At 72.3% G+C, this 26350-nt stretch carries 25 protein-coding genes; 10 read left to right on the top strand and 15 right to left on the bottom strand.

Going from position 1 to position 26350, the window contains the following annotated elements:
* Window position 1: 1 nt before the first annotated feature.
* On the bottom strand, window positions 2–1423 hold the full coding sequence (locus tag ACH41F_RS24415) for a xylan 1,4-beta-xylosidase (protein ID WP_391240479.1): 1422 nt from the start codon (window positions 1421–1423) through the stop codon (window positions 2–4).
* 158 nt (window positions 1424–1581) lie between these two features.
* On the opposite strand from ACH41F_RS24415, the gene ACH41F_RS24410 reads away from it, so the two are divergent.
* Window positions 1582–2676 carry a DUF5925 domain-containing protein gene (locus ACH41F_RS24410; protein ID WP_398837515.1) on the top strand — a complete coding sequence of 365 codons (1095 nt, stop codon included), beginning with the start codon at window positions 1582–1584 and terminating at the stop codon, window positions 2674–2676.
* Between the two features lie 133 nt (window positions 2677–2809).
* The gene (locus ACH41F_RS24405; RefSeq protein ID WP_391240485.1) at window positions 2810–3532 is read left to right on the top strand and encodes a DUF72 domain-containing protein; all 723 of its coding nucleotides are present in this window, start codon (window positions 2810–2812) and stop codon (window positions 3530–3532) included.
* Between the two features lie 40 nt (window positions 3533–3572).
* Here ACH41F_RS24405 and ACH41F_RS24400 read toward each other — a convergent pair whose 3' ends face one another.
* Window positions 3573–3944, bottom strand: coding sequence for a GntR family transcriptional regulator (locus ACH41F_RS24400; RefSeq protein ID WP_398837513.1), 372 nt, complete (start codon window positions 3942–3944; stop codon window positions 3573–3575).
* 127 nt (window positions 3945–4071) lie between these two features.
* Here ACH41F_RS24400 and ACH41F_RS24395 point away from each other — a divergent pair, with 127 nt between their 5' ends.
* Both ACH41F_RS24395 and ACH41F_RS24390 read left to right on the top strand, forming a co-directional pair.
* A complete protein-coding gene (locus ACH41F_RS24395; protein WP_391240490.1) occupies window positions 4072–5001 on the top strand; it encodes a GNAT family N-acetyltransferase in 930 nt (309 codons plus the stop codon).
* Entirely contained in the window at window positions 4982–5485 is a 504-nt protein-coding gene (locus tag ACH41F_RS24390; protein ID WP_391240492.1) for a DUF402 domain-containing protein, read from the top strand. Before ACH41F_RS24395 ends, ACH41F_RS24390 begins: the two co-directional genes overlap by 20 nt.
* Window positions 5486–5497: 12 nt before the next feature.
* Here the strand turns inward: ACH41F_RS24390 and ACH41F_RS24385 are convergent, their stop codons facing one another.
* Window positions 5498–6112, bottom strand: a complete 615-nt coding sequence (locus ACH41F_RS24385; RefSeq protein WP_391240495.1) for a methyltransferase domain-containing protein — start codon at window positions 6110–6112, stop codon at window positions 5498–5500.
* A 173-nt stretch (window positions 6113–6285) separates the two neighbouring features.
* Between ACH41F_RS24385 and ACH41F_RS24380 the strand changes: the two genes are divergently transcribed.
* Entirely contained in the window at window positions 6286–6420 is a 135-nt protein-coding gene (locus ACH41F_RS24380; protein WP_391240498.1) for a hypothetical protein, read from the top strand.
* 17 nt (window positions 6421–6437) lie between these two features.
* Here the strand turns inward: ACH41F_RS24380 and ACH41F_RS24375 are convergent, their stop codons facing one another.
* Window positions 6438–6887: a GNAT family N-acetyltransferase gene (locus ACH41F_RS24375; RefSeq protein WP_398837510.1), complete on the bottom strand. Its 450-nt coding sequence runs from the start codon at window positions 6885–6887 to the stop codon at window positions 6438–6440.
* Between the two features lie 163 nt (window positions 6888–7050).
* Here ACH41F_RS24375 and ACH41F_RS24370 point away from each other — a divergent pair, with 163 nt between their 5' ends.
* A complete protein-coding gene (locus tag ACH41F_RS24370) occupies window positions 7051–8064 on the top strand; it encodes a lytic polysaccharide monooxygenase (protein ID WP_398837508.1) in 1014 nt (337 codons plus the stop codon).
* Window positions 8065–8124: 60 nt separating this feature from the next.
* Here the strand turns inward: ACH41F_RS24370 and ACH41F_RS24365 are convergent, their stop codons facing one another.
* Window positions 8125–8994: an esterase/lipase family protein gene (locus tag ACH41F_RS24365; RefSeq protein ID WP_398837507.1), complete on the bottom strand. Its 870-nt coding sequence runs from the start codon at window positions 8992–8994 to the stop codon at window positions 8125–8127.
* Window positions 8995–9177: 183 nt separating this feature from the next.
* Window positions 9178–9624: a MarR family winged helix-turn-helix transcriptional regulator gene (locus ACH41F_RS24360; RefSeq protein WP_398837505.1), complete on the bottom strand. Its 447-nt coding sequence runs from the start codon at window positions 9622–9624 to the stop codon at window positions 9178–9180.
* A gap of 98 nt (window positions 9625–9722) precedes the next feature.
* Here ACH41F_RS24360 and ACH41F_RS24355 point away from each other — a divergent pair, with 98 nt between their 5' ends.
* On the top strand, window positions 9723–10097 hold the full coding sequence (locus tag ACH41F_RS24355) for a cupin domain-containing protein (RefSeq protein WP_398837503.1): 375 nt from the start codon (window positions 9723–9725) through the stop codon (window positions 10095–10097).
* Between the two features lie 17 nt (window positions 10098–10114).
* Here the strand turns inward: ACH41F_RS24355 and ACH41F_RS24350 are convergent, their stop codons facing one another.
* On the bottom strand, window positions 10115–11083 hold the full coding sequence (locus ACH41F_RS24350; RefSeq protein WP_398837501.1) for a DNA polymerase thumb domain-containing protein: 969 nt from the start codon (window positions 11081–11083) through the stop codon (window positions 10115–10117).
* Window positions 11080–14511 (bottom strand): DNA polymerase III subunit alpha, encoded by a 3432-nt coding sequence (locus ACH41F_RS24345; protein ID WP_398837500.1) that lies wholly within the window; start codon window positions 14509–14511, stop codon window positions 11080–11082. Before ACH41F_RS24345 ends, ACH41F_RS24350 begins: the two co-directional genes overlap by 4 nt.
* A gap of 135 nt (window positions 14512–14646) precedes the next feature.
* Here ACH41F_RS24345 and ACH41F_RS24340 point away from each other — a divergent pair, with 135 nt between their 5' ends.
* Window positions 14647–15693, top strand: coding sequence for a DUF3533 domain-containing protein (locus ACH41F_RS24340; RefSeq protein WP_398837498.1), 1047 nt, complete (start codon window positions 14647–14649; stop codon window positions 15691–15693).
* A 58-nt stretch (window positions 15694–15751) separates the two neighbouring features.
* Here ACH41F_RS24340 and ACH41F_RS24335 read toward each other — a convergent pair whose 3' ends face one another.
* Window positions 15752–16834, bottom strand: coding sequence for an alpha-lytic protease prodomain-containing protein (locus ACH41F_RS24335; RefSeq protein ID WP_391240523.1), 1083 nt, complete (start codon window positions 16832–16834; stop codon window positions 15752–15754).
* A 234-nt stretch (window positions 16835–17068) separates the two neighbouring features.
* Window positions 17069–17974 carry an SPFH domain-containing protein gene (locus tag ACH41F_RS24330; RefSeq protein ID WP_391240526.1) on the bottom strand — a complete coding sequence of 302 codons (906 nt, stop codon included), beginning with the start codon at window positions 17972–17974 and terminating at the stop codon, window positions 17069–17071.
* 88 nt (window positions 17975–18062) lie between these two features.
* Between ACH41F_RS24330 and ACH41F_RS24325 the strand changes: the two genes are divergently transcribed.
* A complete protein-coding gene (locus tag ACH41F_RS24325) occupies window positions 18063–18932 on the top strand; it encodes an alpha/beta fold hydrolase (RefSeq protein ID WP_391240529.1) in 870 nt (289 codons plus the stop codon).
* Between the two features lie 106 nt (window positions 18933–19038).
* On the opposite strand, the gene ACH41F_RS24320 is transcribed toward ACH41F_RS24325, so the two are convergent.
* The 5 genes from ACH41F_RS24320 to ACH41F_RS24300 all read right to left on the bottom strand — a co-directional run bounded on the left by ACH41F_RS24320 (window position 19039) and on the right by ACH41F_RS24300 (window position 24899).
* Window positions 19039–19941: an alpha-lytic protease prodomain-containing protein gene (locus ACH41F_RS24320; protein ID WP_391240532.1), complete on the bottom strand. Its 903-nt coding sequence runs from the start codon at window positions 19939–19941 to the stop codon at window positions 19039–19041.
* A gap of 502 nt (window positions 19942–20443) precedes the next feature.
* Window positions 20444–21436 (bottom strand): LLM class flavin-dependent oxidoreductase, encoded by a 993-nt coding sequence (locus ACH41F_RS24315; RefSeq protein ID WP_391240535.1) that lies wholly within the window; start codon window positions 21434–21436, stop codon window positions 20444–20446.
* On the bottom strand, window positions 21436–22197 hold the full coding sequence (locus tag ACH41F_RS24310) for an ATP-binding cassette domain-containing protein (RefSeq protein WP_391240538.1): 762 nt from the start codon (window positions 22195–22197) through the stop codon (window positions 21436–21438). Before ACH41F_RS24310 ends, ACH41F_RS24315 begins: the two co-directional genes overlap by 1 nt.
* A 99-nt stretch (window positions 22198–22296) precedes the next feature.
* Window positions 22297–24048, bottom strand: coding sequence for an FAD/NAD(P)-binding protein (locus tag ACH41F_RS24305; RefSeq protein WP_391240541.1), 1752 nt, complete (start codon window positions 24046–24048; stop codon window positions 22297–22299).
* The gene (locus ACH41F_RS24300; RefSeq protein ID WP_398837496.1) at window positions 24045–24899 is read right to left on the bottom strand and encodes an amino acid ABC transporter permease; all 855 of its coding nucleotides are present in this window, start codon (window positions 24897–24899) and stop codon (window positions 24045–24047) included. The genes ACH41F_RS24305 and ACH41F_RS24300 overlap by 4 nt, the downstream gene beginning before the upstream one ends.
* Before the next feature lie 355 nt (window positions 24900–25254).
* On the opposite strand from ACH41F_RS24300, the gene ACH41F_RS24295 reads away from it, so the two are divergent.
* Window positions 25255–26199 carry an ABC transporter substrate-binding protein gene (locus ACH41F_RS24295; protein WP_398837495.1) on the top strand — a complete coding sequence of 315 codons (945 nt, stop codon included), beginning with the start codon at window positions 25255–25257 and terminating at the stop codon, window positions 26197–26199.
* The last annotated feature ends 151 nt before the right edge of the window (window positions 26200–26350 follow it).

Genomic DNA, 26350 nt, shown 5'->3' with positions numbered 1-26350 from the left:
CCTACCGGGTGAGCCACCTGACCTCGTAGGCCTGCATGCCGACCTTCCGGCCGTCCACCTCGGTGCTGATGCTCCGGTCGCGGGTGTTGACCACCAGGATCGTGTCGTCGGTGGCGAGGACGCGCAGATGGGGCAGGTCGTCGGCGGCGACGGACACCGTCCGGTGGTCGGTGCCCGGCGCGAACGCCGTACTGAACCGGCTCACCAGATCGAACATCGGCAGCTTCTGCCCGCCGTCGCTGCCGCTGGTCGGCGTCCACAGGCAGCCCGCGCAGTCGGTGCCCTTCTCGTTCTCCGGGTTCCAGTAGAAGGCGGAGGTGGTGCCGCCCTTGGCCAGCGCGATCATCCCGGCGGCCTGCACGGCGACCCGGCGGCTCTCGGACCAGCCCTCGCGTTCGTCCCTGCTGTCGGAGGGTTCGACGTAGTACTCCGCCCACCACAGGGGCAGGTCGCCGGTCTGCTCACGCACCCACCGGCTGACCGCGGTGAACTTGTCGGTCGCCGCGAACTCGTCGGGCAGGAGTTCGTCGTCGTTGGTGTAGCTGGAGCCGTCGACGACCACGAAGTCGGCGCCGGCCTTGTGCGCGTTCCAGTAGGCGAAGGCGTCGAGGACCCGCTGGTCCATGGCGCCCCAGGGGCCCTTGAAGCCGGCGGAGGCGTCCGGCGAGCGGGGGTCGACGCTGTCCATCACGAGATACGGTCCGCCGACCATGATCTCGGGGTTGACCTTCTTCAACGCCCGGTAGACGAGGTTGTAGAGCCGGGTGTAGCCCTCGTGGTCCCAGCGGGCCTCGGCGTCGTTCCAGAAGCCCTTGAACTCGTTCCAGACGATGAAGTGCCGTACGTCCGGGTAGCGTTTGGCCACCGTCGCGGCGAGCGCGGCGAAGTCCTCGAAGTGGGCGGGCTCCGGCGCGGTCTCCAGCGCGGTCTGGCTCCAGTCGGTGTTGCCGACGCCGGGCTCCCCGCCCTTCATCCAGTCCGGGGCGCAGCACAGGGTGACGACGGGAGTGGAGCCGGAGGCGCGGACGAAGTCGATCCGGCGGTCCAGGTCCTCGAAGGCGTAACGCCCCTTCACCGGCTCGGGGTTGTCGGCGCCCCAGCCCATGAGGTGCTGGTTCTGCGGCAGCCCGCCGATGTCCGCCAGCCGTCTCCCGACGCGCTCGACGGCGGCCGCGCTGCCCTCGTCGGCGCTGAACTGGGTGTGGGTGAAGCCCCAGCCGACCTCGGGGGTCCGCGCGTCCGGGGTGCTGGTGGGGGTGCCGTGCACCTTGTCGCCGTCGCGTGAGGTGCCGTCGGTGCTCGCGCCGTCGCCCGGAAGCGTGTTGAGGAGGGTCACGACCAGCGCCAGAGCCGCCGCACCCACGCCGAGCAGTGCGGTGAGCCGCCACCGCCGTGCCCCCGAGTCCCACCCATGACGTCCCATCGAGGGCCACACTAATCGGGGGATCGGCCCCGGCGGCAGAGGTTCGGGACAGACAGCCGCCTCACCGGACACAGGCTCCGCAAACGGGCTCATCCGGCACACCGGGCGCACTGCGGAAACCGGATGCATGGGACGCGCCCGTGCCGGATCATGGCGGCATGTCTGCGAACCCACACGACGCTCTGCCGATCCGGCTCAACGTCGACGACAGCGACTCGCCGTCCGACGTCGTCGACGCGCTGTTCCTCGGCCGCTTCGCGACGGGCGAGCAGCCGTACTCGCACGCGGCGAACATCGACCGGGTGCGGTCCGGCGCGACGCTGCTCCCGGACGACGCCCGCATCCTGCGCGTCGCCCGCGACGACGACCGCAGCGCCACCCTCGCCGAGGGCGACGGCTGGACCCTGCTGGTCTCCCGCTGGAACCGCGGCGCGGACGTCACGGTCACGGCGACCAGCGCCGAGCTGGCGCGCAAGGTCCTCGACCAGGCCACCGAGGGCGCCTCGGACGAGCCCGAGCCGCAGCCGGAGAACGTGACCATGGGGTTCTGGTACTACTCCCCGCGTCGCGGCCCGCACCGCACCACCCGGCAGATCGCCGCCGGCACCTGGGACGAGGTGCGCGAGAACTACACCGCGCCGGTGGCCGAGGCGATGAGCGGCCTGATGAACACCGTGCCCGAGGACATCGCGGGCCGGCTGCTGCTCCTGCACGGCCCGCCGGGCACGGGCAAGACCTCGGCGCTGCGCACCCTGGCCCGGTCCTGGCGGGACTGGTGCCAGGTGGACTGCGTCCTGGACCCCGAGCGGCTCTTCTCCGACGTCGGGTATCTGATGGACATCGCCATCGGGGAGGACGACTCGACGGGCAAGGGCCGCTGGCGGCTGCTGCTCCTGGAGGACTGCGACGAGCTGATCCGCGGCGAGGCCAAGCACACGGCGGGCCAGGCGCTGTCGCGGCTGCTGAACCTGACCGACGGTCTGCTCGGCCAGGGCCGCAACGTCCTGGTCGGCGTGACGACCAACGAGGACCTGGAGCGCCTGCACCCCGCGGTCGTGCGTCCCGGCCGCTGTCTGGCCCGCATCGAGGTGGGCCGGCTGACCCGCCGGGAGGCCGTGGACTGGCTGGGCACGGAGGAGGGCGTGGGCCGCGACGGCGCCACCCTGGCGGAGCTGTACGCGCTGCGCCGGGGCGTCTCTCCGACGGCACTGCCGGAGCCGCGCGGCGGGGTGGACGCGGGCCTCTATCTGTGACCGATGCGTCGAGGGACGGACGACCCGGTTTTCCGTGACCGGTGCGTCGCGGGACGGACGACCCGGTTCTCCGTGACCGACGTGTCGGGGGACGGACGAGCCGGTCATCCGTGACCGATGCTTTGATGGACGTATGACCCGGTTCGTCGGCACATCCGGCTGGCAGTACAAGGACTGGCGGGGCGTGCTCTATCCGGAGGGCTGCCCGATGCGGCTCTGGCTGGAGGAGTACGCGGCGCGCTTCCCGACCGTCGAGATCAACAACGCGTTCTACCGGCTGCCGTCGCGGGAGACCTTCGAGGCCTGGCGGGACCGGGTGCCCGCGGACTTCGTGGTCGCGGTCAAGGCGAGCCGCTATCTGACCCACATCAAGCGTCTCAAGGACCCCGAGGAGCCGGTCGCCCGGCTGATGCGGCACGCGGCGGGCCTGGGCGACCGCCTGGGCCCGGTGCTGCTCCAGCTCCCGCCGACGCTGCGGGCCGACCCCGGGCTGCTGGACGCCTGCCTGGCCTGCTTTCCCTCCGGGGTGCGCGTCGCGGTCGAGCCGCGGCACGAGTCGTGGTGGACACCCCGGGTGCGCGAGGTCCTGGAGGCCCGGGGCGCCGCCCTGTGCTGGGCGGACCGCCGCGCCCGCGCGGTGACCCCGCTGTGGCGCACCGCGGACTGGGGGTACGTCCGCTTCCACGAGGGCCGCGCGCGGGAGTGGCCGCGGTACGGCAGGCGGTCGCTCCAGACGTGGGCGGGGCGGGTGACGGACACCTGGACCGAGGGCGAGGACGTGTACGCGTACTTCAACAACGACCCGAACGGGGCGGCGGTGCGGGACGCCGCGGTCTTCGAGCGGCTCCTCGGCTGAACCCCGGCGCCCGCCCGATAGTGCGCCCCGCCCTGCGCCCTCACCCCGCCCCGTACACCGCCCGCACCGCGTCGCTCACGGCGGCCAGCGCCGCGTCCTCGTCCACGCCCAGCCGCCGGGCCCGCTCCACGTAGGCCTGCGCCGCCGACGCCAGCTCCCGTTCCGCGGCGGCCCCCGCGGCGGCGACGACCGTGCCGTTGCGCCCCCGTGTCTCGATCACCCCGTCGCTCTCCAGCGCCCGGTAGGCCTTGGCCACCGTGTTCGGCGCGAGCCCCAGCGACTCGGCCAGCCCGCGCACGGTCGGCAGCCGGTACCCGACCGGCAGCACCCCCGTCCGCGCCTGCTCGGAGATCTGCGCCCGTACCTGCTCGTACGACGGCGCGCTGTCGTCGATGTGGATCTTCAAGGTCACGGGCACGATTGTCCCGCACCCCGAGGGTGCCCGACCCGTACGCGCTGCGCCCGGCCGGACCCGCCGCGTTCGGCCCACCGGAAAATGAGAGGCAGCCGGGCGCGGCCGCCCCGTAGCGTCCGGCCACATGACTGTGATCGTGCGCGACCTGCGCCCCGACGTACGAGCCGACCTGGAGAGCTTCGTCCGCGTCATGGACCGCGCCCTGCCGTTCATGCTGTACACCCCGGACTCCGTCGCCTACGACATCGCGCGCTCGCACCCCGACGCCCACTACCGCCCGCTGCTCGCCGAGGAGGACGGCGAGGTGATCGGCACGGCCCAGGTCGGCCTGGTGTACGACAGCCCGGAGCCCGGCCAGGGCTATGTCAACCTGTACGTCCACCCGGAGCGGACCGGGCACGGCGCCGGCACGATGCTGGCGCGCGCCGCGGAGGAGCATCTGGCCGCCCGCGGCGCGAGGAAGCTGTACGCCTGGGTCCTGGACGAGCCGGAGCACCGCGCCTTCGCGGAGCGCCACGGTTACCGGGCCAGCCGCTCCGCGCACTTCCTCCGCCTCGACCTCACGGGAGGCGCGCTGCCCCCGCTCCAGGCCACGCCGCCCGGTGTCGAGCTGCGCACCGGCGCCGACTTCGCGGACGATCCACGCCCGGTGTTCGAGCTGGACGCGGAGACGATGGCGGACGAACCGAGCGACGTGGGCCAGGAGTTCACGGACTACGAGGCATGGCTGCGGGAGACCTGGCAGCACCCCCTGACGAGCCCTGAGCTGACCACGGTCGCCGTCGTGGACGGGCGCCCCGCCGCCTTCAGCCTGGCGCGGACCGACGGCGGCACCCGCTACGGCACTGCCATGACCGGCACCGCCCGCGCCCACCGCGGCAAAGGGCTGGCCAAGCTGGCCAAGAACGACTCCCTGCACCGCGCCCGCGCCGCCGGGTTCACCCAGGCGTTCACCGGCAACGACACCGGGAACGGCCCGATGATCGCGATCAACAAATGGTTCGGCTACGAGATCTGCGCCACGGAGGTTCGGTATGTCCGCGAACTCGGCTGAGACGAGGGAGCAGTTGGAGGTGGTGCTGGTCAAGGCGGGCCGCACGAAGATCCGTTACCCGGCCGAGCTGCTCGGCGACGACGGCAACCACGTCACGGTCCGCGCCGCCTGGGCGGGCGAGGGCGTGCGCGACTTCGGCTTCGTCCGCTTCGAGCCGGGGGACGTCTTCACGGAGCACTACTGGCGGGACCGCTGGTACGCGGTGAAGGAGGTCCGCGCCGCCGACGGCACCCTCAAGGGCTGGTACTGCGACGTCACGCGCCCCGCCGTCCGCTCCGGCGCCGAACTCGTCGTGGAGGATCTCGACCTGGACCTGTGGCGCTCCGCGGACGGGACGGACGTACTGCGCCTGGACGAGGACGAGTTCGCCGCGAGCGGTCTGGCACAGCGGGACCCCGAGGCGGCGGCAGCAGCCGTCACCGCGCTCGACGAACTGGAGGCGCTCGCCTCCGTCGAGGGGGGCCTGGAGTCGCTGCTGGTCTAGTGCCCCGCGGCCCTAGACCGTGGCCACCACCGCGTACCGCTCGTCGTCCACCGCCCTCCCCCACAGCGCCGGTTCGCCGGACAGCGGCTCCACCCGCAGGTGCCCGGCGAGCGGTTCCAGGAGGGCGGTGAGGCGGTCCGCCGGTATGCCGACCGGGCTCACCGCGCCCCAGACGCCCTCGACCAGCACGAGCCGGCCGCCGGGTCTGAGCAGCTCGCACCAGTGCCGCAGGGCGCGGCCGGGGTCGGGCAGCGTCCACAGCACGTGCCGTACGAGGACGACGTCGAAGCGCTGCTCCCCCACCGGGGGTGCCGCCGCGTCACCGACGAGGAACGCCGCGTCACGGCCGGCGAGCTTGGCGCGGGCGAGGTCCACCATGGCCGGGGAGCTGTCCACGCCGGTGACGTGGTGTCCCTGTTCGGACGCGAGGAGCGACAGGCTGCCGGTGCCGCAGCCGAGGTCGAGGATGTCGCCCGCCCGGCCGGGCAGCCAGGAGCGCAGCCGCTCGGACCAGGCGGCGCGCACCTCGGGGTCGTGCAGGCCGTGATCAGGCTCTTCGTCGAAAGATCGGGCCGCCGCGTTCCAATCCATGTCCGCGTGGGCATCAGATTCCCTGTGTTTCACCATGGTCCACAGGGTGGCATCCGGCACTGACAATCAGACGGCGCCGGAGCCTCGCTCGAAAGCCAGTCGAAATCGTGACGGTCACCACTGACAGATCCGCTCCGATGAGGAACTCTCCCCAAAAGCGTCTACCTCCGCGAGAACGCGGAACTCGGTAGGCACTGAAGGAGGCAGCCATGCGCCGCGCAACTGTGCAGAAGCCCCTGAAGAAGTCGGACTCCCGCCGTATCCGCGAGGAGGCCGAAGAGCGCCCCTCCGGGCGCCAGGAGGTGCGGAAGGACATCGCACGCACCTGGTGGCCGGACGGCTGACGGCGCGGGCCGTCCCCTCAGACGAGTCGCTTGCGGTAGTGGACGCGGTCATAGGGCCCGTCCACTCGCCGTTCCAGGACCTCGTAGCCGAACCTCGGATAGAGCTTCTGGTTCTCCCACATCATGGCGTTCGTGTAGAGCCTGACCTCGGTCAGCCCCCGTTCACGCGCGCGTGCGTCCACGAACCGCAGCAGCCGTCCCCCCACGCCCTTGCCGTGGGCGTCGGGGTGGACGGCGATGCTGTCCAGGAACAGGTGGCCGGGGTGCTCCTCGACCACCACCAGTCCGTGCACGGGGTCGCCCGTGACGAACACCCGCCCCGCGGCCACGTTCGCCGCGTGGTCCGCATCCATGGGCTGCGGCACCACGCCGATGCGCGCGATGTAGGGGTGGTACGCCGCGTCGGTCACGGCTCTCACGGCCGCCACGTCGGCGGCGTCGGCCGGCCGGATCTCCTCGTCGCTCATACCCGCGACGGTAGCTACCTGATCGCAGTCCGAACACTCCCTTAAAGGGACCATAAGGATCTCTCCCGGCCACTCCCAGCAGGCGATTTCGGGGTTCCTTGGGGCTAGCTTGCTGATCGCCCCCCACGGGATCCCCGAAGAACGTCTGCGAGGAGTCTTACGCATGCCTGCACGCCGCAAGGTCGCCGCCGTCGCCACCCTCGGCCTGGCCCCGCTCGCCCTGACCGCGCTGGCCGCCGCGCCGGCGTCGGCGCACGGCACGATGGGCGACCCGGTCAGCCGGGTGGCCCAGTGCTACGCGGAGGGTGCCGAGAGCCCGACGTCCGATGCGTGCGAGGCGGCGGTCGCGGCCGGCGGCACGCAGGCGCTGTACGACTGGAACGGTGTCCGCATCGGCGACGCGAACGGGCGGCACCAGGCGCTGATCCCGGACGGCCGGCTGTGCAGCGCGAACAACGACGAGTTCAAGGGCCTGGACCTGGCCCGCGCGGACTGGCCGGCGACGAGCGTGAGCAGCGGCTCGTACACCTTCAAGTACCGCGTGACCGCGCCGCACAGGGGCACTTTCACGGTGTACATCACCAAGGCGGGCTACGACCCGGCGCAGCCGCTCGGCTGGGACGACCTGGACCTGGAGCACCCGGTGGCGACGGCCACCGACCTGACCGCGACGGGCGGCTACTACACGTTCTCCGGCACGCTCCCCCGGCGCACCGGCACGCAGCTGCTGTACGGGATCTGGCAGCGCTCGGACAGCCCGGAGGCGTTCTACTCCTGCTCCGACGTCACCTTCGGCGGCGACGGCGCCGCGCCGGGCGGCTCGTCCCCGGCGCCGAGCGCGTCGGCGCCCTCCGAGGAGCAGATCGAGGAGGGCCGGGACGAGTCGACGGTCGAGCACCACGGCCACGGCGACCAGGACGCCGGTACGTCGGCGGAGCCGGCCGCGTCGGAGTCCGCCGCCACCGAGTCGGCCGCGCCCGGGTCGGGGACGACCGCCGCCGCTCCGGCGCACGACGTGCGGGCGGCCGGTGCCCCGCGGGACCTCGCCGAGACCGGCGGCGACAGCAGCACCGCGTACCTCGCCATGGGCGGCGCCGCCGTCCTCGCGCTCGGCGCGGCGCTGCTGTTCGGGTCGGTGCGGCGGCGCGCGGTGAGCGGCGGCCGGCACGGCCGGTAGGTCCGCCGCGGGGGGCGGGGGCTGTCCGGCGGCTCAGGCCGGGCAGCCCCCGCCCGGGTGTCAGCCCAGGACCGACGCGCAGGTGGTCGGGGTGGCGTGCGCGGGGTCGAGCGCGTTGGTCACCTCGTGGAAGGCGACCAGGTCGAGCAGCCCGATCGCCGCGTGCTCGGAGAGGTCGAGCGGGCACAGGTCCTGGATCACCACGTTGCGGACGCCGGGTCCGTCGAGGAACTGACTCCGGTACGGCGTGACGACCTCGTCGTACCGGGTGGCGAGGACGGTGTACCGCACGCCGGGGACGGTGTCGCCGCCCTCGTTGAGCTTGGTGAGGAAGGCGGAGCCGGCGACCTGGTCGGCGAGGGCCGGGGTGTTCTGGGAGAGCAGGTCGCCGGCGCCGGGGAAGTAGGCCAGCAGTCGGGTGAGGCCGTTCAAGGTGGTGCCGTGGTTGCTGGGCGCGATGCCGACGAGGGCGTTCACCTTCGCGGCTCCGCCGAGGAACCTGAGGTAGTAGCGGGGCATCATGCCGCCCTGCGAGTGGCCGACGAGGTCGGTCTCGGCGGCGCCGGTGGCGCCGAGCACCGTGTCGACGAAGGCGGACAGCTGCTCGGCGGACCTGTCGATGGGCCCGAGGCCGTGGAAGACGGGAACGCCGGGCAGTTGGCCGTAGTCGAAGGAGTAGACGCAGTAACCGCGGTTCTTCAGGTAGGGCGCGAGGCCCAGCCAGTTGTCGACGGAGTTGGCGAAGGTGCCGTGGACGAGGACGACGGGGCGGGGGTGGGCGGCGGACGGCTTGCAGGAGAAGTCGTTCCAGCCGCTGCTCGGGGCTGCGGCGGCGTCGGCGGCTTGGGCGGTGGCGGCGGGCAGGACGGTGACCGTGGCGGTCAGCAGGAGCGCGGTCAGGGGTCTGAGCAGTCGTTTCCAGGGCAGCATCGGGTGATCTCCTTGCGGCTCAGGGGAGGTGCGACGGCCTTACGCCCTGTGATCCGGATCACGAGGATGCTGTTCATTCGTCAAGTTACGAACGAGTAGTGCAACTGTGAAGTTACGCGGCAGTAAAAACTTCCAGTGCTAACCGCGCACGAGCGGGACGGGAGCACATGGACCGACGAACCGTCACCAGGAGGGGCGGAGAGGGCCATAGGGGGCAAGGCGCGTCAACCGGTCGCGCAACCCCCGCACTTCCCCCTCGCCGATGACGTCGACCCACGCCCGAACCGCCTCCGCGGCGGCCTCCTCCGCGGCCCGGGTGCACGCCCACCCCTGCTCGGTCAGAACCACGAGCCGGGCCCGCGCGTCGACAGGATGCGGCCGCCGCTCGACGTACCCCTTGCGCACGAGTTCGTCGACGAGCTGACTGGCGGCCTGTTTGGTCACCCCGAGATGGGCGGCGAGCTCGGTGACCGTGGCCCCGTCGGGGGCGAGCCGGGCGAACGCGAAGCCGTGCATGGGGCGCACCCCGGAGAACCCGCGCGCGACGACGCCGTCGTTGATGCGCTGGGTCAGGTCGCCCGCGGCGGCGAGCAGGGCGGCGGACAGGGCCAGGGCTTCGGAGTTCTGCACGGGTGCATTGAAACACCCTTGACGGATTGGTCAAGCTGCTTGACCATAGGGTCATATAGTCAAGCAGCTTGACCACTTATCGTCACGGAGGCCCGCCCATGCCCGTCATCCACTCCTCAGAGGCCGTCACCCACGAGATCCACGGCGCCCGCTTCGTCTCGTACGCCACCCCGCTCAGCGGCAGCAAGGAGCTGTGCGCCTGGCGCGGCGAGATCCCGGCGGGCACCAAGGCCCCCGCCCACACGGTGAACCGTGAGGAGATCTTCCATCTCCTCGACGGGGAACTGCTGATCACCCTGGACGAGCAGGTCCACCGCATCACGGCCGGCGACACCGTGATCATCAACCGCGGCGCGACCCTGAGCGTCGAGAACCCGACGGACCACACCGCCGTCTCCTGGGTGACCACGTCCGTCGGCCTCCAGGCGACCCTGGCCGACGGCACGGTCATCACCCCGGCCTGGGCCAACTGACCCGCGGACGCCCCGGGTCAGGCCGCCAGCGACCCCGGCATCACCGCATGCGGCCCGAACCTCGCCCGCACCCGGTCCGCGACCTCCTCGATACGGCGGAGCCTTTCGTCGACGGGGTCGAAGCTGAGCTGGTGGGAGGCCTGTTCGGCGGGACCGAGGGACTCGGCGCGCAGGGCCGTCGAGCGGACCCGGGCGCGCTGGAGGCCGAGCGCCTCGTACATCTCGTACGCCGTCCTGGTCAGCGCGACCGAGTGGGCGGTGGGTTCCGTCAAGGTCCGGGTGCGGGTGGTCGAGGAGCGGTCGGCGTAGCGGACCGTGAGGGTGAGGGCGCCGCAGACCTTGTCGAGGGCGCGCAGCCGGGCGCCCAGTTCGTCGGCGGCGGAGAGCAGCGCGCGGCGGTGCCGGTCGGGGTCCACCTCATCGCGGGTGAAGGGGCGTTCGGTGGCCAGGGAGCGGGAGACGGCGTTGGGGACGACCCGGCCGCGGTCGATCCCGTTCGCCTTCTCGTGCAGTTCGCGGCCGGCCCGCGCGCCCACCAGGCGCTGGAGCGTGGACAGGGGGGCGGCGGCGACCCGGCCGAGGGTGTCCAGGCCGTACTCGCACAGGGTGCGGGCGGTGGCGGTACCGACGCCGGGGAGCGCGGCGACGGGCCGCTCGGCCAGGAAGTCCCTGACCGTCTCCTCGGACACCGCGCGGGTCACCCCGGGCCGCGCGTCCCGCATCGCCATCCGGGCCAGCATCGGCCCCGGTCCGGCGCCGATCACGCAGTCGACGCCGTGCAGGGCGAGGGCGCGGACCCGGATCACCGAGGCCAGTTCGACGGCGTCCCGCCCGAAGTAGCGTTCGGCGCCCCGCAGATCGGCCAGCGCCCCGTCCGGCGGCAACGCCTCGACGACCGGCGTGAACTCCTCCAGCAACCCGAGCAGACCCGACAGGGCCGCCTCACCCGTGGGCGGCAGCTGGAAACGTACGCAGAGGATGGTCATCCCGCACTCCCCGGACTCTGGTGCCACAACTTCCTTGCCTGTGAGGGCTCTTGACCCGCAGGTCGCAGATCGGCCCACGGATGCATTTCGTATCCCGTCGGCATCCGGACGCGCCGGCCGCCGGTCGGGTCGCCAGGCGCGTCACCGGATCCCCCGGGCACCGGCTCCGCCAGCCGGGCCGCCACCGCGTCGAGGCCCTTCTCCACCCGCAGTTCGACCAGGTCGGCGAGGTTCCAGGCGGCGGCGCCCACCACACTGAGGCTGCGCGGCCCGCGCCGCTGCACCACCCCGCGCACCAGCAGCAGCCAGGAGTGGAAGACGGTGTGGGCGCAGGCGTCGTGGGAGTCGTCGAAGAAGGCGAGGTCGACCAGGCCGGTGCCGTCGTCCAGGGTGCTGAAGATGACCCGCTTGCCGGACCGGATCGGCGGTGTCTGGGTGGCCGCCTTGGCGCCCGCGACCAGCACGGTCTCGCCGTGCCGCGCCTCGCGCAGCCGGCGTGCGTCGACCACGCCCAACTCCCCCAGGAACTCCCGGTGGTCGTCCATCAGGTTGCGCGAGGCGTCCATCGACAGCACGCCCAGTTCGGCGCTGAGCCGTTCGGCGGAGGAGAGGTCCGGGAGTCCCGCGGGCGCGGTCTTCCGCCCGCCCGTCAGGGGCAGTTGACCGCCACCGGCGCCGCGCGCGCCCCGGTGCAGCTCCGTCAGATGCAGTTGCAGGTCACGCCGGTTGGCGCCGAAGGAGTCCAACGCGCCCACCTGGGCCAGCCTTTGGGCGAGCGGCCGGCTCGGCCGGGCCCGTTCCCAGAAGTCCAGGAGCGAGGCGTACGGCTGCCCGTCCGCGATGCGAGCCGCCTCGGCCTCGCTGATGCCGTGCACGTCGGAGAGGGCGAGCCGCAGCCCCCACACCGAGGGCGATTCAGACACCAGTTCGATACGGTGGGTGACCGCCGACCGGTTCACGTCCAACGGCAGGATCGGCACCCCGCGCCGCCGCGCGTCCGCCAGCAGCAGCCGCTTCGGGTACATCCCGGGGTCATGGGTGAGCAGCCCGGCGTAGAAGGCCGCCGGGTGATGCGCCTTCAGCCACGCCGACTGGTAGGTCGGTACGGCGAAGGCGACCGCGTGCGCCTTGCAGAAGCCGTAGGAGCCGAAGGCCTCGATGATCTCCCAGGTCCGCTGAATCGTTTCCGCGGTATACCCCTTCGCCGCCGCGTGCTGCGCGAACCAGAACCGGATCCGCCCCTGCGACTCCGGGTCGGACAGCCCGCGCCGCACCCGGTCCGCCTCGCCGCGTCCGCAGCCGGTCATGATGTCGACGATGTCGATGATCTGCTCGTGGAAGACGACGACCCCGTACGTCCCCTTCAACGGCTCCGCCAGGTCCGGGTGCGGATAGCGCACCGGTGCCCGCCCGTGCCGCGCCTCGATGAACGGCCGCACCATGTCCGCGGCGACCGGGCCGGGCCGGAAGAGCGAGATGTCGACGACCAGGTCGTGGAAGGTGGCCGGCTGGAGCCGCCCGACCAGGTCCCGCTGGCCCGGCGACTCGATCTGGAAGCAGCCCAACGTCTCGGTGGAACGGATGAGTTGGTACGTCGCCGGGGCGCCCGGCGCGATCGCGTCCAGGTCGACCCGCTCCCCCGACGCCCGCTCCACCTCCGCGACCGCGTGCGCCATCGCCGACTGCATCCGCACCCCGAGCACGTCCAGCTTCAGCAGCCCGAGGTCCTCGACGTCGTCCTTGTCGAACTGCGCCATGGGAAAGCCCTCGCCGCTGGTCGGCACGACCGGCGTACGGGACAGCAGGGAGGCGTCGGAGAGCAGGACCCCGCAGGGGTGCATGGCGACTCCGCGCGGCAGGGCGTCGAGCGCCTCGGTCAGCTCCCAGAGCCTGCCGTACTTCTCCTTCTCCCCGGCCAGCTCCCTCAGTTCGGGCAACTCCGCCAGGGCCGCGCGGGCGTCCCGGGCGCGGATGTGCGGGAAGGACTTGGCGATGCGGTCGATGTCGGCGGGGTCCATGGACAGGGCGGCGCCGACATCGCGGATCGCGTGCCGCACCCGGTACGTCTCCGGCATCGCGACGGTCGCCACCCGCTCGGTGCCGAACCGGTCGATGATCGCGCGGTAGACCTCCAGTCGGCGCGCGGACTCCACGTCGATGTCGATGTCGGGCAGCACGAGCCGACGCTTGGACAGGAACCGTTCCATCAGCAGCCCGTGCTCGACCGGGTCGGCGTGGGCGATGCCGAGGAGGTGGTTGACGAGGGAGCCGGCGCCGGAACCGCGGGCGGCCACCCGGATACCCATGTCCCGTACGTCGTCCACGACCTGAGCGACCGTCAGGAAGTAGGAGGCGAAGCCGTGGTGGGCGATGATGTCCAGCTCCTGGTGCATCCGCTCCCAGTAGGCGCGCCGGCCGGCATAGCCCTTCAGCACCATCCCCGCCGCCGCCCGTGAGGCGAGCACGCGCTGGGCGGTGCGGCGGCCCGCGCCGACGAGATGCGGCTCGGGGAAGTGGACCGTGCCGATGCCGAGGTCGTCCTCGGGGTCGACCAGGCACTCGGCGGCGGTGGCCCGGGTCTGCTCCAGCAGCCGGTGGGCGGTGTCGCGCCGGAAGCCCGCGGCCTCCACGACCCGCTCGGCCGCCGCCAGCATGGCGGACGCGTCCTTGAGCCAGGCCTCGCCGGAGTCCAGCTCCTTCGTCGGGTCGACGGGGACCAGCCGGCGGGCGGAGTCCAGCACGTCGGCGACCGGGCCCTGACCGGGGTCGGCGTACCGGACGGCGTTGCTGAGCACGGGGCGCACCCGTTGCTCGGCGGCGAAGCCGACGGTGCGGGCGGCGAGGCGCAGGGAGCCGGGCCCGGTGCCCTCGCGGCCGTGCCAGACGGCCTCCAGCCTGAGGGCGTCGCCGTAGGTCTCGCGCCAGGGGACGAGGAGCCGGGCCGCCCGGTCGGGGCGTCCGGCGGCGAGGGCGCGGCCGACGTCGGAGGCGGGTCCGAGCAGGACGGTCAGGCCGTCGCCCGCGTTGTCCGCCCGGCGCAGCAGGGGGGTGCCCTCGCTCGTGTGGGCCGCCGTGACCAGGCGGCACAGGTCGGCCCAGCCGTGGGCGCCGTCCCGGGCGAGGAAGGTGACGCGGGGGGTCGACTCGTCGATGAAGGCGCCTCCGCGGACCGGCGCGCGGCGCTTCTCCCGCCGTACGGGCTCCGGCGTGTGCTCCTCCACCGCCAGTTCGACGCCGAAGAGCGGCCGCACCCCCGCCTTCGCGCAGGCCTTGGCGAAGCGGACCGTGCCGGCGAGGGTGTCGCGGTCGGTGAGGGCGAGGGCGTCCATGCCCCGCTCGGCGGCGCGCTCGGCCAGCCGCTCCGGGTGGGAGGCGCCGTAGCGCAGGGAGAACCCGGAGACGGTGTGCAGATGCGTGAACCCTGGCATCCACGCCTCCCGTAAATCGAACATCAGTTCCCGACTGCCTCACCCCCACCATAGACCAATTCCCGAACATCTGTACGACAACCGTTCGGCCCTCCCCCACCTGCGGAAACGCCCCCCACCTCGGACTGTGGGGACATGACACACAACGGCACCCGGAACGGCCTTCTCGCCGAGGTGAAGGACGCGGTCACCCCGCGCGCGACGCTGCTCGTCCTCGGGGTGCTCGCCCTCCAGCTGCTGTTCATCGCCTCCTACGTGGGCGCGCTGCACAACCCGAAGCCCAGGGACGTGCCCTTCGCGGTGGTCGCGCCGCGGGCCGCGGCCGAGCAGGCGGTGGCCCGGCTGGAGAAGCTGCCCGGCGCACCGCTGGACCCGCGGACCCTGTCCGACGAGGCGACGGCCCGGAAGCAGATCATGAACCGGGACATCGACGGCGCTCTGGTCATCGACCCGTCCGGCACGACCGACCGGCTCCTGGTGGCCAGCGGCGGCGGCACGGTCCTCGCGACCACCCTGGAGTCGTACCTGACCGCCCTGGAGACCTCCCAGAAGAGGACCGTCCGGACGGTGGACGTGGCCCCGGCCTCCTCGACGGACTTCGACGGGCTGTCGTCCTTCTACGTCGTCGTGGGCTGGTGCGTCGGCGGCTATCTGACCGCCTCGATCCTCGCGATCAGCAGCGGCGCCCGCCCCGCCGACCCGCGCCGCGCGGTGATCCGGCTGGCGGTGACGGCCCTGGTGTCGATCGTCGGCGGGCTCGGCGGCGCGGTCATCGTGGGGCCGATCCTGGACGCGCTGCCGGGGAGCGTCCTGGCCTTCTGGGGGCTCGGCGCCCTGATCACCTTCGCCGTCGGGGCGGCGACCCTCGCCCTCCAGGCCCTGTTCGGGACCGTCGGCATCGGGCTGGCGATCCTGCTCGTGGTGATCGCGGGCAACCCCAGCGCGGGCGGCGCCTTCCCGCTGCCGATGCTGCCGCCGTTCTGGGAGGCGATCGGCCCGGCGCTGCCGCCGGGCGCGGGCACCTGGGTGGCCCGCTCGATCGCCTACTTCGACGGCAACGACACCACCGGCGCCCTGCTGGTGCTGTCGGCCTGGGCGGCGGTCGGGATCGCGATCACGCTCGGGGCGGCGGTCCTGCGCGCGAAGCACGACGGCGAGCCGCTGCCCGCTCGGGCGGCCTGAGGCAGACGGAAGGTCCCGCCCCTGTCGAAGGGGCGGGACCTCGCACGATCCGCGCCGGTCAGCCGATCGACGTACCCGTCGCCGACAGCGCCTCCGTCACCGGCTGGAAGAACGTCTGCCCGCCCGAGGTGCAGTCACCGCTGCCGCCCGAGGTGAGCCCGACCGCGCTGCTCCCGGAGAACAGCGAGCCGCCGCTGTCACCGGGCTCGGCGCACACGTCCGTCTGGATCAGGCCATTGACGATGTCGCCGTTGCCGTAGTTCACCGTGGCGTCGAGTCCGGTGACCTTCCCGGAGTGCACCTGGGTGGTGGAGCCGCTGCGGGTGACGGACATGCCGACCGTCGCCTGCGCCGCCCCCGAGATCGCCTGCGCGGACCCGTTGTAGAGGTTCACCTCGCTCGGGTGGTCGACCTCGGCGGTGTACTTCACCAGCCCGTAGTCGTCGCCCGGGAAGCTGGAGACCTCGTTCGTGCCGATCCGGGTCCCGCTCGAGTCCGACCAGGTGGAGATCGACTCGGTGCAGTGCCCGGCGGTCAGGAAGTACGGCTCGCCGCCCTTGACCACGTTGAAGCCGAGCGAGCAGCGGCCGCTGCCGCCGGTGATCGCGTCACCGCCCGCGACGAAGGGCTTGAACTTCCCCTTGGTGCGCTGGAGTTCGGCCGTGCCACCGAGCCCGTCGACGACCTTGGCGAGCCTGGCCCACTCGGCGTCGGAGACCGTGCGGTCGGCGGTGACGACCACCTTGTTGCTCGTCGGGTCGGTCACCCAGGACGTGCCCGGGATGGCCGCGTCGTCCTTGAGCGTCGTACGGGCGCCTCTGAGCTCGGCGAGGGAGTTCTCCACCACCCGGGCCCTGGCGCCGGCCTCCTCGACGACCGAGGCCGCGGCCTCGTCGAGGACGTTGACGACGAGAGCCTTGCTCTTCGCGTCGTAGTACGTTCCCGCCGCGTCGGCGCCGAGCTCCTTGTCGAGCGTGGAGGCGAGGTTTCCGGCCGCCAGTGCCGACAGGACCTTGGGTTCGGGGCTCTTCTCGGGCTCGCTGGCGTTCGCAGTCTGCAAAGTGACGCCCGCGGCGACCAGCGCGGCGATTCCCGCGCCTGCCAGGGCCGCCCGCCGCCTGGGTATGCGTCGGTGCTTCAACTCGGGTCCTCCTGTGGGGGGTCGGCCCGGTCGGTTGTGGGGACCTGGCGGGCCGAAAGGCTGGTTGACGAGCCCTTACTCTGTCGAACCCCCCAGGGGGCGCACAAGGTTGAGTTCAGGACGCGCGGAGAGCGCGGGACGCACGCCCCATCGGGATTGACCATGCACAGTCACACCAGGTGTGTTCGCAGCGCAAACACTACGTGCGAGTAACCGATGACCAGCCTGTGAGGTCTAGTCCTGTCTTGAATCCGACCCCTCCGAGCCGGCCTCCAGGCGGGGCGCGGGAGGCGGGAGTTGCTCCTGCACCGGTTGCTGCCCGACCGGAGGCGCCGACTGCCCGGCCCCCGGGACCGGCGGCTGCTGCGGCCCCGGATATCCCTGCTGCGCCTTCTCCAGGAACCGCAGCAGCTCCACCGGGAACGGCAGCACCAGCGTGGAGTTCTTCTCGGCGGCGACCGCCACCACCGTCTGGAGCAGCCTCAGTTGCAGCGCGGCGGGCTGCTCGGACATCTCCTTGGCGGCCTCGGCGAGCTTCTTGGACGCCTGGAGCTCGGCGTCGGCGTTGATGACCCGGGCCCGGCGCTCCCGGTCGGCCTCGGCCTGCCGGGCCATGGACCGCTTCATGGTCTCGGGCAGCGAGACGTCCTTGATCTCCACCCGGTCGATGGTCACGCCCCACTCCACGGCGGGGCTGTCGATCATCAACTCCAGCCCCTGGTTGAGCTTCTCCCGGTCCGACAGCAGATCGTCCAGCTCGCTCTTGCCGATGATGGACCGCAGCGAGGTCTGCGCCATCTGCGAGACCGCGAACCGGTAGTCCTCCACCCGCACGACCGCCTCGGCCGGCGCGGTCACCCTGAAGTACACGACGGCGTCCACCCGCACGGTGACGTTGTCCCGGGTGATGCCCTCCTGCGCGGGCACCGGCATGGTCACGATCTGCATGTTGACCTTCCGGAGCTTGTCGACGCCCGGAACGATCATCGTGAACCCCGGTCCGCGCACGTCCGGCCGGAGCCTGCCGAGTCGGAACACCACGCCCCGCTCGTACTGTTTGACGACCCGCGCCGCCGCCATCACGTACACCGCTCCGGCGGACGCGAGCGTCACTCCCGCCACCACCAGCTCCTCGACCATGACGGCCCCCAGGGTCCGAATCAGGCGCTCAAGGTGTGTACTTCGACGGTAACTCCGCGCTGTACACAAAGGGAGACGGAGGACGCAGGTGCTCGACGGCATACGGACCAGGGACGGCCGGTGGCTGACGGTCGAGGAGTACGGCGACCCGCACGGCACGCCGGTGGTGCTGCTGCACGCGACCCCGGGCTGCCGCTTCGGAGTGGTACCCGAGGCGGTGGTGAAGAGCCGCCCCTGGGTGCGGTTCCTCGCCTACGACCGTCCCGGCTACGCGGACTCCGACCGGCAGACCGGGCGCCGGGTCGCCGACGCCGCCCGGGACGTGGCGGATCTGGCCGACGCCCTCGGCCTGGAGCGGTTCACGGTCCTCGGCCACTCGGGCGGCGCCCCGCACGCCCTGGCCTGCGCCGCGCTGCTGCCCGGGCGGGTCCGGCGGGCGGCGGCACTGTCCTGTCCCGCACCGCCGGACGCGGCCGGGCCGAGCTGGTTCGAGGGCATGGCACCGTCCCAGGTCGAGGACTGCACGCTGGCGCTCACCGACCCGCTCGCCCACGCCGAACGGCTCGCCGCCCGCGCCGCCGACGTCCGCCGGGACCCCGCCCAGCTGCTGGTGACCCTCCGCGACGGGCTCACCGAGGCCGACCGGCGGATCGTCTTCGACCCGGCCGTCGGCGACATGCTGCTGCGCGCCTACCGGGAGGCGCTGCGCGTCTCCGCGTACGGCTGGCTCGACGACTCCCTCGCCCTGCTGAGCAACTGGGGCTTCGACCCGGCGGCCATCACCCGGCCGGTCCTGCTGTGGCACGGGGCCCTGGACCGGCTCTCCCCGGTGGGTCACTTCCACCGGCTCCTGGACCGGGTGCCCCGCGTCCGCCCCGTCCTCGCCCCGGACACCGGTCACTTCGGGGCGATCGAGGCCCTGCCCGCCGTACTGGACTGGCTGTGCCCGGCCCCGTGAGCCCGTGCTCATCACGGCGGTGGGCCCCCGCACGCCAGGCGCGTGCGGGGGCCCACCGGGGACCGGCTGTGCTGCGGGGCGTCGGGACGCCGAGGTCCGGCCGGGTCTAGTAGACGCTGACGCCGTAGGCGCTCAGGGCCTCGGTGACCGGCTGGAAGAAGGTCGTGCCACCGGAGGTGCAGTTGCCGCTGCCGCCGGAGGTGAGACCGTACGCGGTGCCGTTGCTGCCGTACAGGGAGCCGCCGGAGTCGCCGGGCTCCGCGCAGACGGTGGTCTGGATCAGACCGCCGACGACGTCGCCGCCGCCGTAGTTGACCGTGGCGTTCAGGGCGGTGACCCGGCCGCTGTGCGTACCGGTGGTCGAGCCGTCACGGATGACGGTGGTGCCCACGGACGGGGTGGCCGCGCGGGTGATGTCGACGCCGTTCGCGGTGCCGGGCCGGCTGACGGACCCGGTGTAGCGGACGATGCCGTAGTCGTTGCCCGGGAAGCTGGAGCCGGCGGTCGAGCCGATGACCGTGGTGCGGCCCGAGTTGGAGTACCAGGTGCCCGCGCCGTCGGTGCAGTGACCGGCGGTCAGGAAGTACTGGTTGCCGCTGCTGTCCTGGACGTTGAAGCCGAGCGAGCAGCGCCAGCTACTCGCATAGATGGCGTCGCCGCCCTGGATGAACTTGGTGAACTTGCCGTTGGTGCGCTTGATCGTCAGCGCGTCGGCGTTGGCGCCGGCCTGCCGCTTGATCTTGGCGATCTCCGCCTTGGAGACCGTGCTGTCGACGGTGACGACCACACGGTTGGTCTTGCTGTCGACCGCCCAGGCGGTGCCCGGGACATCGGCCTTGAGCACCGAACTGTTGGCGCTCTTCAGCTCGTTCGCGCTGAAGGTGGACACGTCCGAGGCGTTCGCGTTGGGGATCGCGATCGCGGCGGCGGCCACGAGTCCGGAGGACACGGCGATCAGCCGGGTCCGTCTCGTGATGCCGCTGCGGGGGGTGGTGCGCTTGATCCTCACTTGTCGTTCCCTCCCAGGGAGGTCGGGGGCCCGCGTGGGGTCGGGGCCCGTGAGGCGCAGCCAGAAGCGGAAATGTTCGGATTACGAACACGCCGTGCCCCTGACAAGCGCTGAGGGGGAGTATTCGGCCGAACGACCGGTAGCCGCAAGGGCGCCTTTCGGCCGTCAATCTTTGAACCACCCATGGGGTGACACGGCAGGGCCCCTCTCGTAGAGCGGGGTGCGCTCCCCCGCCGCCGCAGCGGCGTCCGGTGTCGTCCGGGGCGGCGGGGACACGGCGGATGACGTGGTCGGCGACGGCGCCCACCGCGAGCGGCCCCCGGTCGAGGCCGACCGCCGTGCGCCCCTCGGCGCCGTGCGCGGCGGACCGCGCGAAGCGGAAGCGGTGCCTGCCCGGGCCCGCTCGCGACATCGCCGAAAACCGCCTACGTCAAGCCACCCGTCCCAGCGGTCACTTGAGACGCCTGCCTTCCCGTACCGGGTCGGTGAGACGGCCGCCGGCTCAAGACAGCTCCCCCGCGTACCGGTGGGCGGGACGGGCCAGGCCCAGGTGGTCCCGGAGCGTGCTGCCCGGGTAGAACGTGCGGAACAACCCCCGGTGTTGGAGCAGCGGCACGGTGCCGTTGACGAGCCGCTCCAGGTCGCGGGCCGACTCGGCGGGCGTGAGATGGAAACCGTCGACGGCGCCCTGCCCGTGCCAGGCGCCGATCAGCTCGGCGAGGTCGACGGGGCCGCCCCGGTACAGCGGGCCCCGCGCGGTGCTCCGGGGTCCGCCTCCGCCATGACCGGGCTCGGCCGCGCGCTCGCCGTCGCCGAGGTCCACGAGAAGGCTCGCGAGGACCCGCAGCTCCCCGGGGGCACGGCCGAACCGCTCCGCGGCCGACCGGAGTTCGGCGCGCACGGTGAAAGCCTGGTCCGCGCTGGCGACCCGGACCAGCGCCACATCGGCGTACCGGGCGGCCGTCCGCCGCGCAGGCCCTTCCGTGGCGTCGAGGACCCGCACCGGACACCCTTGCGGAGGCCGGGGCCGCACCACGTCGACGTCGAGGGCCCGACCGTCTCGGCCCGGGGTGTCCCCGTCGACGAGCATGTCCCGGCTGCCCCACAACTCGGCTTCCGCATCGGTGACTTCACCCGCCGTACGCCGGAGCGCCTCGGCGGTCCTGCCGCCGAGGGGGCGGGCCTCGCCCTCGGTCGCCGTCACCGCCGGCCGCCAGCCGGCCCGGCCGCGGCTGACCCGGTCGAGGGCGGTGACGGCCGCCTGGACGTGGAACGGCTCGGTGCGGGTGGTCGTGACCGTGGGGACGAGACCGATCCGGCTGGTGGCCGGCGCCACCCGGGACAGCACGTCGAGCGCGTCCGGACCGGGGCGGGCGAAGGTGTCGTCGAGCGTCACGAAGTCGAGCACTCCGTGTTCGGCGAGCCGGGCCAGTTCGACATAGGGGGCGGCCTCGGAGGTCGCCGGCCGGTCCACGGACGCGGCGAGATGCAGCATCACAGCACCTTCGAGAGGAAGGCCCGCGTGCGCTCGTGCCGCGGGTGGTCCAGGACGTCGGCCGGCGGGCCCTGTTCGACGATCCGGCCGTCGTCCATGAACACGACCGTGTCGGCGGCCTCGCGGGCGAAGCCGATCTCATGGGTGACGACGATCATGGTGGTGCCCTGGTGGGCCAGGTCCCTGAGGACGTCGAGGACCTCACCGACCAGCTCGGGGTCGAGCGCGGAGGTCGGTTCGTCGAACAGCAGCAGCCGGGGTTCCAGCGCGAGCGCCCGGGCGATGGCGACCCGCTGCTGCTGCCCGCCGGACAGCTGCCGGGGGTAGGCGTCGGCCTTGTCGGCGAGCCCCACCCGGTCGAGCAGCCGGAGCGCGTCCTCGACGGCCTGCCGACGCGGGCGCTTCAGCGCGGAGACGGGGGCCTCGACGATGTTGTCGACCACGGTGAGGTGCGGGAAGAGGTGGAAGTTCTGGAAGACGAAGCCGATCCGGGTGCGCTGTCGGAGCACCTCGCGCTCGGGCAGCTCGTACAGCTTGTCGCCGGAGCGCCGGTAGCCGATCAGCGCGCCGTCGACGCTGATCGCGCCGCCGTCCACCTTCTCCAGGTGGTTGATGGTGCGCAGCAGCGTCGACTTGCCGGAGCCGGACGGGCCGAGGATCACGGTGACCTCGCCGGTGCGCACGGCGAGGTCGATGCCTTTCAGCACCTCCAGGGAGCCGAAGCTCTTGTGGACGGATCTGATGTCGACCATCACGCTCATGGTTGGGGGGTCCTTGCGGTAGGGGGTGTCGGGCCGGGCGACGCGGTAGGGGGGTCTCGGGCCGGGCGACGCGGTAGAGGTCTCAGGCAGCCGCACGTCTCAGGCGGCCGCACGGGCGACGAGGGCGCTCAGGAACGACAGGGCCGCCCGTGCCGTCGCGTCGTTCTGCCGGAACGCGGGGCCGCCGGTGCGCGGCCGGGTGAAGGCTCCGGAGGTACGGCCCTCGGTGAAGGGGCCGAGCGCGAAGCGCCGGGGGTGCGGGCGGCCGTCCCGGTCGACGATCCGCCCGTCGACGGGATCGACCCGGAGCAGTCCGTCGGGCGTCTCGTCGGCGCCGTCGGCGTGCAGCGCGCGCAGCAGGCTGTCGCGGGCCCTGCCGACGGTCGGCTCGGGAAGCCGCGCCTCCACCAGCGCCCGCGCCTCCACGAAGGCGCCCGGCACGGTGGCGCTCGTCGCCCGGAACACCCCGTCCTCGGCATGGACGTTCATGTCGGCGCCGACGAACCTCACCACTCCGGCCCGCGACAGGGCCAGGAGCTGCCGCAGCCGCGGCCCGGGCGGTCCGGAGGCCAGGTAGCTGAAGAAGCCGTGCCACCACGGCCCGGGGTCGCCGAGCCGCACCAGCTGCCCGTACACCGAGAGCAGCCCGAGGAACACCGCCAGGTCCGGGCTGTGCGCGGGACTGTGACGCCGGGTCAGGTCTCGCTCGACGTACTCGCGCAGCCCGGCCTGGAACTCCTCTTCCGAGCCGTACCGCACCCCTTCCAGCGGACGGTCGAGCGCGGCCAGGTCCAGCCGGTCGGCGGGGTCGGGCACGGCGAACGCGACCAGCTCCCCGACGCCCGTACCGGCCGCGTACCTCTCCTCGAAGTCCGCCCAGGCCATGGCCGTCCGTTCGGGGTGGGCGTGGAAGAGCCGGTGGTAGTGGGCGAAGCCCAGCTCCTTCTCGATCAAAGGCCACACGTCCCGCCGGAAGTCGAAACCGGACGGCCGGGCCAGCAGCGCGTCGACCTCGGCGGGCCCGAAGAACCGCGGCAGCGGCGGCCGTTCACCGGTCCACTCGTAGCCGATCTTCGAGTGGTACGGCACTCCGCGCCGCGAGCCGACGTACAGCACCGGCTCCCGCCCCGAGGGCACGTAGACGTCCCCCTCGTACCGTCCGCCGCGCCCCTCGGTGAGCAGCACCATCAGGTCGACGAAGGCCAGCCCGAACCCGCGGACGAGGACGGGCCGCCCGGGCTCGAGCGCGGACAGGTCGCTGTCGGCGGTGAAGTCGGGCGGCAGGTGGACCAGGCCGTGCTCGTCGGCATAGGTCGCCAACGTGCGTTGCTCCTCGTCCAGTTCGGCGTCCAGGTGGCCGAGGGTGAGGACCACGAGGTCGGCGAGCAGGGGCCGGGGGCGGCCCTCCAGCCACACCTGCTGGCGTCCTTCGCGGGGGCCGCCGACCCGCAGGGCCCGCCGGGGGTGGTGGTGGACGCGGACCCCGTCGGGCAGCGCGGCCACCGCCTGCTCGTGGACCCAACGCAGATAGGCGCCCTGGAGCTGCCGGTCGGCGAAGGCGGCGCCTTCGATGCCGGCCCACTCGTGCAGGGTGGGGCCGGGGCGGACGGGTCCCGCCATGGCCACCGTCTCGTCGGTGAACATGGTGATGTCCTCGGCGTGGGAGTTCATCCACAGCAGCGGGGACTGGTCGGCCCGCCAGATCCGTCCGGCGCCCGGCGGGTGCGGGTCCACGAGATGGATGTCGAGGCCCGAACCGTCGTACAGCTCGGGCGCGTTGGCGGCGATCCGCTCGATCAGGCCGGTCCCCCTCGGCCCGGCGCCCACGATCACCAGCGAGTGCCGCGTCATCGCGCCCGCTCCGAACCGCGCGCGTAGTACCGCTCCACGTAGTACTGCCCGACGCCGAGCACCGAGGTGACGAGGGTGTACCAGACGGTGGCCACGATCAGCAGCTGGATGACCTGGTAGGTGCGGTGGTAGACGAGCTGCACCGAGTAGAGCAGGTCCTGCACGGCGATCACGCTGACGATGGAGGTGCCCTTGAGGGTGCCGATCAGCATGTTCCCGGCGGGCGGCACGATCGAGCGCATCGCCTGCGGCAGCACGATGCGCCACCAGCGCCGCCATCGGCTCAGTCCGAGCGCCTGCGCGGCCTCGATCTGGCCGCGGTCGACGGAGAGGATGCCACCGCGCACCACCTCGGCGGCGTACGCGGCCTCGTGCAGGGTCAGTCCGATGACGGCGACGGTGACCGGCCCGAGCAGGTCGACGGTCCGCACCCCGAACACCCGCGGGTACAGCGCCCCGATGTTGAACCACAGCAGCAGCTGCACCAGGATCGGGATCGACCGGAACAGCCAGACGTATCCCCAACTGACGCTTCTGAGGACCGGGTTGGCCGACAGCCGGGCCGACGCGAGCAGCGCGCCCAGCACGAAGCCGAGCACCATCACGACCGCGGTCAGCCACAGGGTGAGCCACAGTCCGCGCAGCACGGCGGCGGTGGTGAAGTACTCGGCGACGACGTCCCACTGGAACGCGTCGTTGCGCAGGACCGAGAGGAGCGCGAGGGCGAGCAGGACGAGGACGGCGACGGCGGCCGTCCACTGGCCGAGGCGGCGCTGCGGGACGATGCGCAGGGAGGCCGCGTTCTCGGGTATCTCCGGTGCGGGTGCTTTGGCGAGGGTGTCGGAGGACATGCGAAGGCTCCGGGAAGTCGAGTCGGTGACGAACTCGGATGGATGCCTTCACACGGATGCGGCCGAGCCCCTCAGCAGGGCCGCCTTGTGAGACTACGGGTCCGTTTCCCCTCGCTGTCAAGGCTGTCCGTACTGTGAGCCGTACGTCTCAAGTCGGTTGACGCACAACCGGATGCCTGTTCCACTTACCCCATGCATTCGCAGCAGTGGCTGGTCACGCGCTCCCACATCGACTTCGGTCGTGTGTGGTCCTCTTCCTGTTGAGCCGACCCCCTTTCGCTGCCTTTTTCTTCTTCGCCTTCACACGCGCCCTCCCCTCACTCAGCGCTTCTCGCTCCCAGGAGACCCTCCTGCCATGCGCACACCTCTGCGTGCCCGAAATGCCCTCATAGCACCGTTCATCCTCATCACCGCCGGGACGTTGTTCCTCACGGCGTGCGGCTCCGGTACCGACGACACGGTGAACGCCGCGGCCCGGTCCGACGAGATCCCCACCGCCGACGTCGTCTCCGCGATCCGCAAGGACCCGGCGGCCGCCAAGCTGCTGCCCTCGGGCGTGCGGAGCCTCACCCTGGCCGTCAGCATCTCCGGCCAGCCGCCCGGCACGTCGATCCTGGACGACGGCAAGACGCTGGCCGGCCAGGACGTCGACTTCGCCCAGGCGGTCGCGAAGGTCCTCGGCGTCGAGCTGAAGACCCGTCAGGCGAGCTTCGAGGCGATCCTGCCGGCCCTGGACAGCGGCAAGTACGACCTCGGCGTCGGCAATTTCGGCGTCACCGACGAGCGCCGCAGGACGATCGACTTCGTCACCTACATCAACGACGGCCAGGGCTTCGCCACCCGTGAGGACAGCGACCTGAAGAAGGTCACCGACCTGCGGCAGTTGTGCGGCCTGAACGTCGCGACCAGCGCGGGCACCACCTTCGAGGCCACGCTGGAGGAGAACAAGCACGTCTGCGCCGACGCCGGCGAGAAGGCGTACCAGGTGCAGACGTACAGCGAGCAGGGCGCGATCTGGTCCTCGCTCCAGCAGGGCCGCAGCGACGTGGTGATGTCCACCATCAACGGCCTGCGCTACGCGGTCGCCCACCAGGAGGGCGCGAAGTTCCTGGGCGAGTTCCACCGTCTGGACGTGGGCTTCGCCTTCGACAAGGGCACGAAACTCGCGCCCGCCTTCCAGGCCGCGGTGAACCGGCTGATCGCGGACGGGACGTACGCCGAGATCCTGAAGAAGTGGGGGACGACGGGCTCGGCGATCACCAGGTCCGAGATCTCACCGCCGGAGCTGAAGGACTCCTAGAGGCCGCCGAACAGGACCAGCCGCGGGACGGCCACGGCGAACCCGCGGCCCTCAACAAGCCGCGCGCCCGGCCACAGCGAACCCGCGCCCCCGAACGCGACCGGGCCGCAGCGAACCCGCGCCCCGGAACAAGCCGCACGACCGGGCCACG

Origin of the sequence: Streptomyces sp. NPDC020489, from assembly GCF_044386545.1 — a bacterium.
Taxonomy (GTDB): Bacteria; Actinomycetota; Actinomycetes; order Streptomycetales; family Streptomycetaceae; genus Streptomyces.
This window is presented reverse-complemented; position numbering and strand designations above follow the sequence as displayed.

Excerpts from the sequence above, each read along its gene's own strand:
- ACH41F_RS24310 (WP_391240538.1), bottom strand. The coding sequence starts at position 22,197 with ATGAGCGTGATGGTCGACATCAGATCCGTCCACAAGAGCTTCGGCTCC.
- ACH41F_RS24355 (WP_398837503.1), top strand. The coding sequence starts at position 9,723 with ATGCCCGTCATCCACTCCTCAGAGGCCGTCACCCACGAGATCCACGGC.
- ACH41F_RS24370 (WP_398837508.1), top strand. The coding sequence starts at position 7,051 with ATGCCTGCACGCCGCAAGGTCGCCGCCGTCGCCACCCTCGGCCTGGCC.
- ACH41F_RS24295 (WP_398837495.1), top strand. The coding sequence starts at position 25,255 with ATGCGCACACCTCTGCGTGCCCGAAATGCCCTCATAGCACCGTTCATC.
- ACH41F_RS24405 (WP_391240485.1), top strand. The coding sequence starts at position 2,810 with ATGACCCGGTTCGTCGGCACATCCGGCTGGCAGTACAAGGACTGGCGG.
- ACH41F_RS24415 (WP_391240479.1), bottom strand. The coding sequence starts at position 1,423 with ATGGGACGTCATGGGTGGGACTCGGGGGCACGGCGGTGGCGGCTCACC.
- ACH41F_RS24390 (WP_391240492.1), top strand. The coding sequence starts at position 4,982 with ATGTCCGCGAACTCGGCTGAGACGAGGGAGCAGTTGGAGGTGGTGCTG.
- ACH41F_RS24350 (WP_398837501.1), bottom strand. The coding sequence starts at position 11,083 with ATGACCATCCTCTGCGTACGTTTCCAGCTGCCGCCCACGGGTGAGGCG.
- ACH41F_RS24330 (WP_391240526.1), bottom strand. The coding sequence starts at position 17,974 with ATGGTCGAGGAGCTGGTGGTGGCGGGAGTGACGCTCGCGTCCGCCGGA.
- ACH41F_RS24345 (WP_398837500.1), bottom strand. The coding sequence starts at position 14,511 with ATGCCAGGGTTCACGCATCTGCACACCGTCTCCGGGTTCTCCCTGCGC.
- ACH41F_RS24315 (WP_391240535.1), bottom strand. The coding sequence starts at position 21,436 with ATGCTGCATCTCGCCGCGTCCGTGGACCGGCCGGCGACCTCCGAGGCC.
- ACH41F_RS24340 (WP_398837498.1), top strand. The coding sequence starts at position 14,647 with ATGACACACAACGGCACCCGGAACGGCCTTCTCGCCGAGGTGAAGGAC.
- ACH41F_RS24305 (WP_391240541.1), bottom strand. The coding sequence starts at position 24,048 with ATGACGCGGCACTCGCTGGTGATCGTGGGCGCCGGGCCGAGGGGGACC.
- ACH41F_RS24410 (WP_398837515.1), top strand. The coding sequence starts at position 1,582 with ATGTCTGCGAACCCACACGACGCTCTGCCGATCCGGCTCAACGTCGAC.
- ACH41F_RS24375 (WP_398837510.1), bottom strand. The coding sequence starts at position 6,887 with ATGAGCGACGAGGAGATCCGGCCGGCCGACGCCGCCGACGTGGCGGCC.
- ACH41F_RS24300 (WP_398837496.1), bottom strand. The coding sequence starts at position 24,899 with ATGTCCTCCGACACCCTCGCCAAAGCACCCGCACCGGAGATACCCGAG.
- ACH41F_RS24365 (WP_398837507.1), bottom strand. The coding sequence starts at position 8,994 with ATGCTGCCCTGGAAACGACTGCTCAGACCCCTGACCGCGCTCCTGCTG.
- ACH41F_RS24395 (WP_391240490.1), top strand. The coding sequence starts at position 4,072 with ATGACTGTGATCGTGCGCGACCTGCGCCCCGACGTACGAGCCGACCTG.
- ACH41F_RS24380 (WP_391240498.1), top strand. The coding sequence starts at position 6,286 with ATGCGCCGCGCAACTGTGCAGAAGCCCCTGAAGAAGTCGGACTCCCGC.
- ACH41F_RS24385 (WP_391240495.1), bottom strand. The coding sequence starts at position 6,112 with ATGGTGAAACACAGGGAATCTGATGCCCACGCGGACATGGATTGGAAC.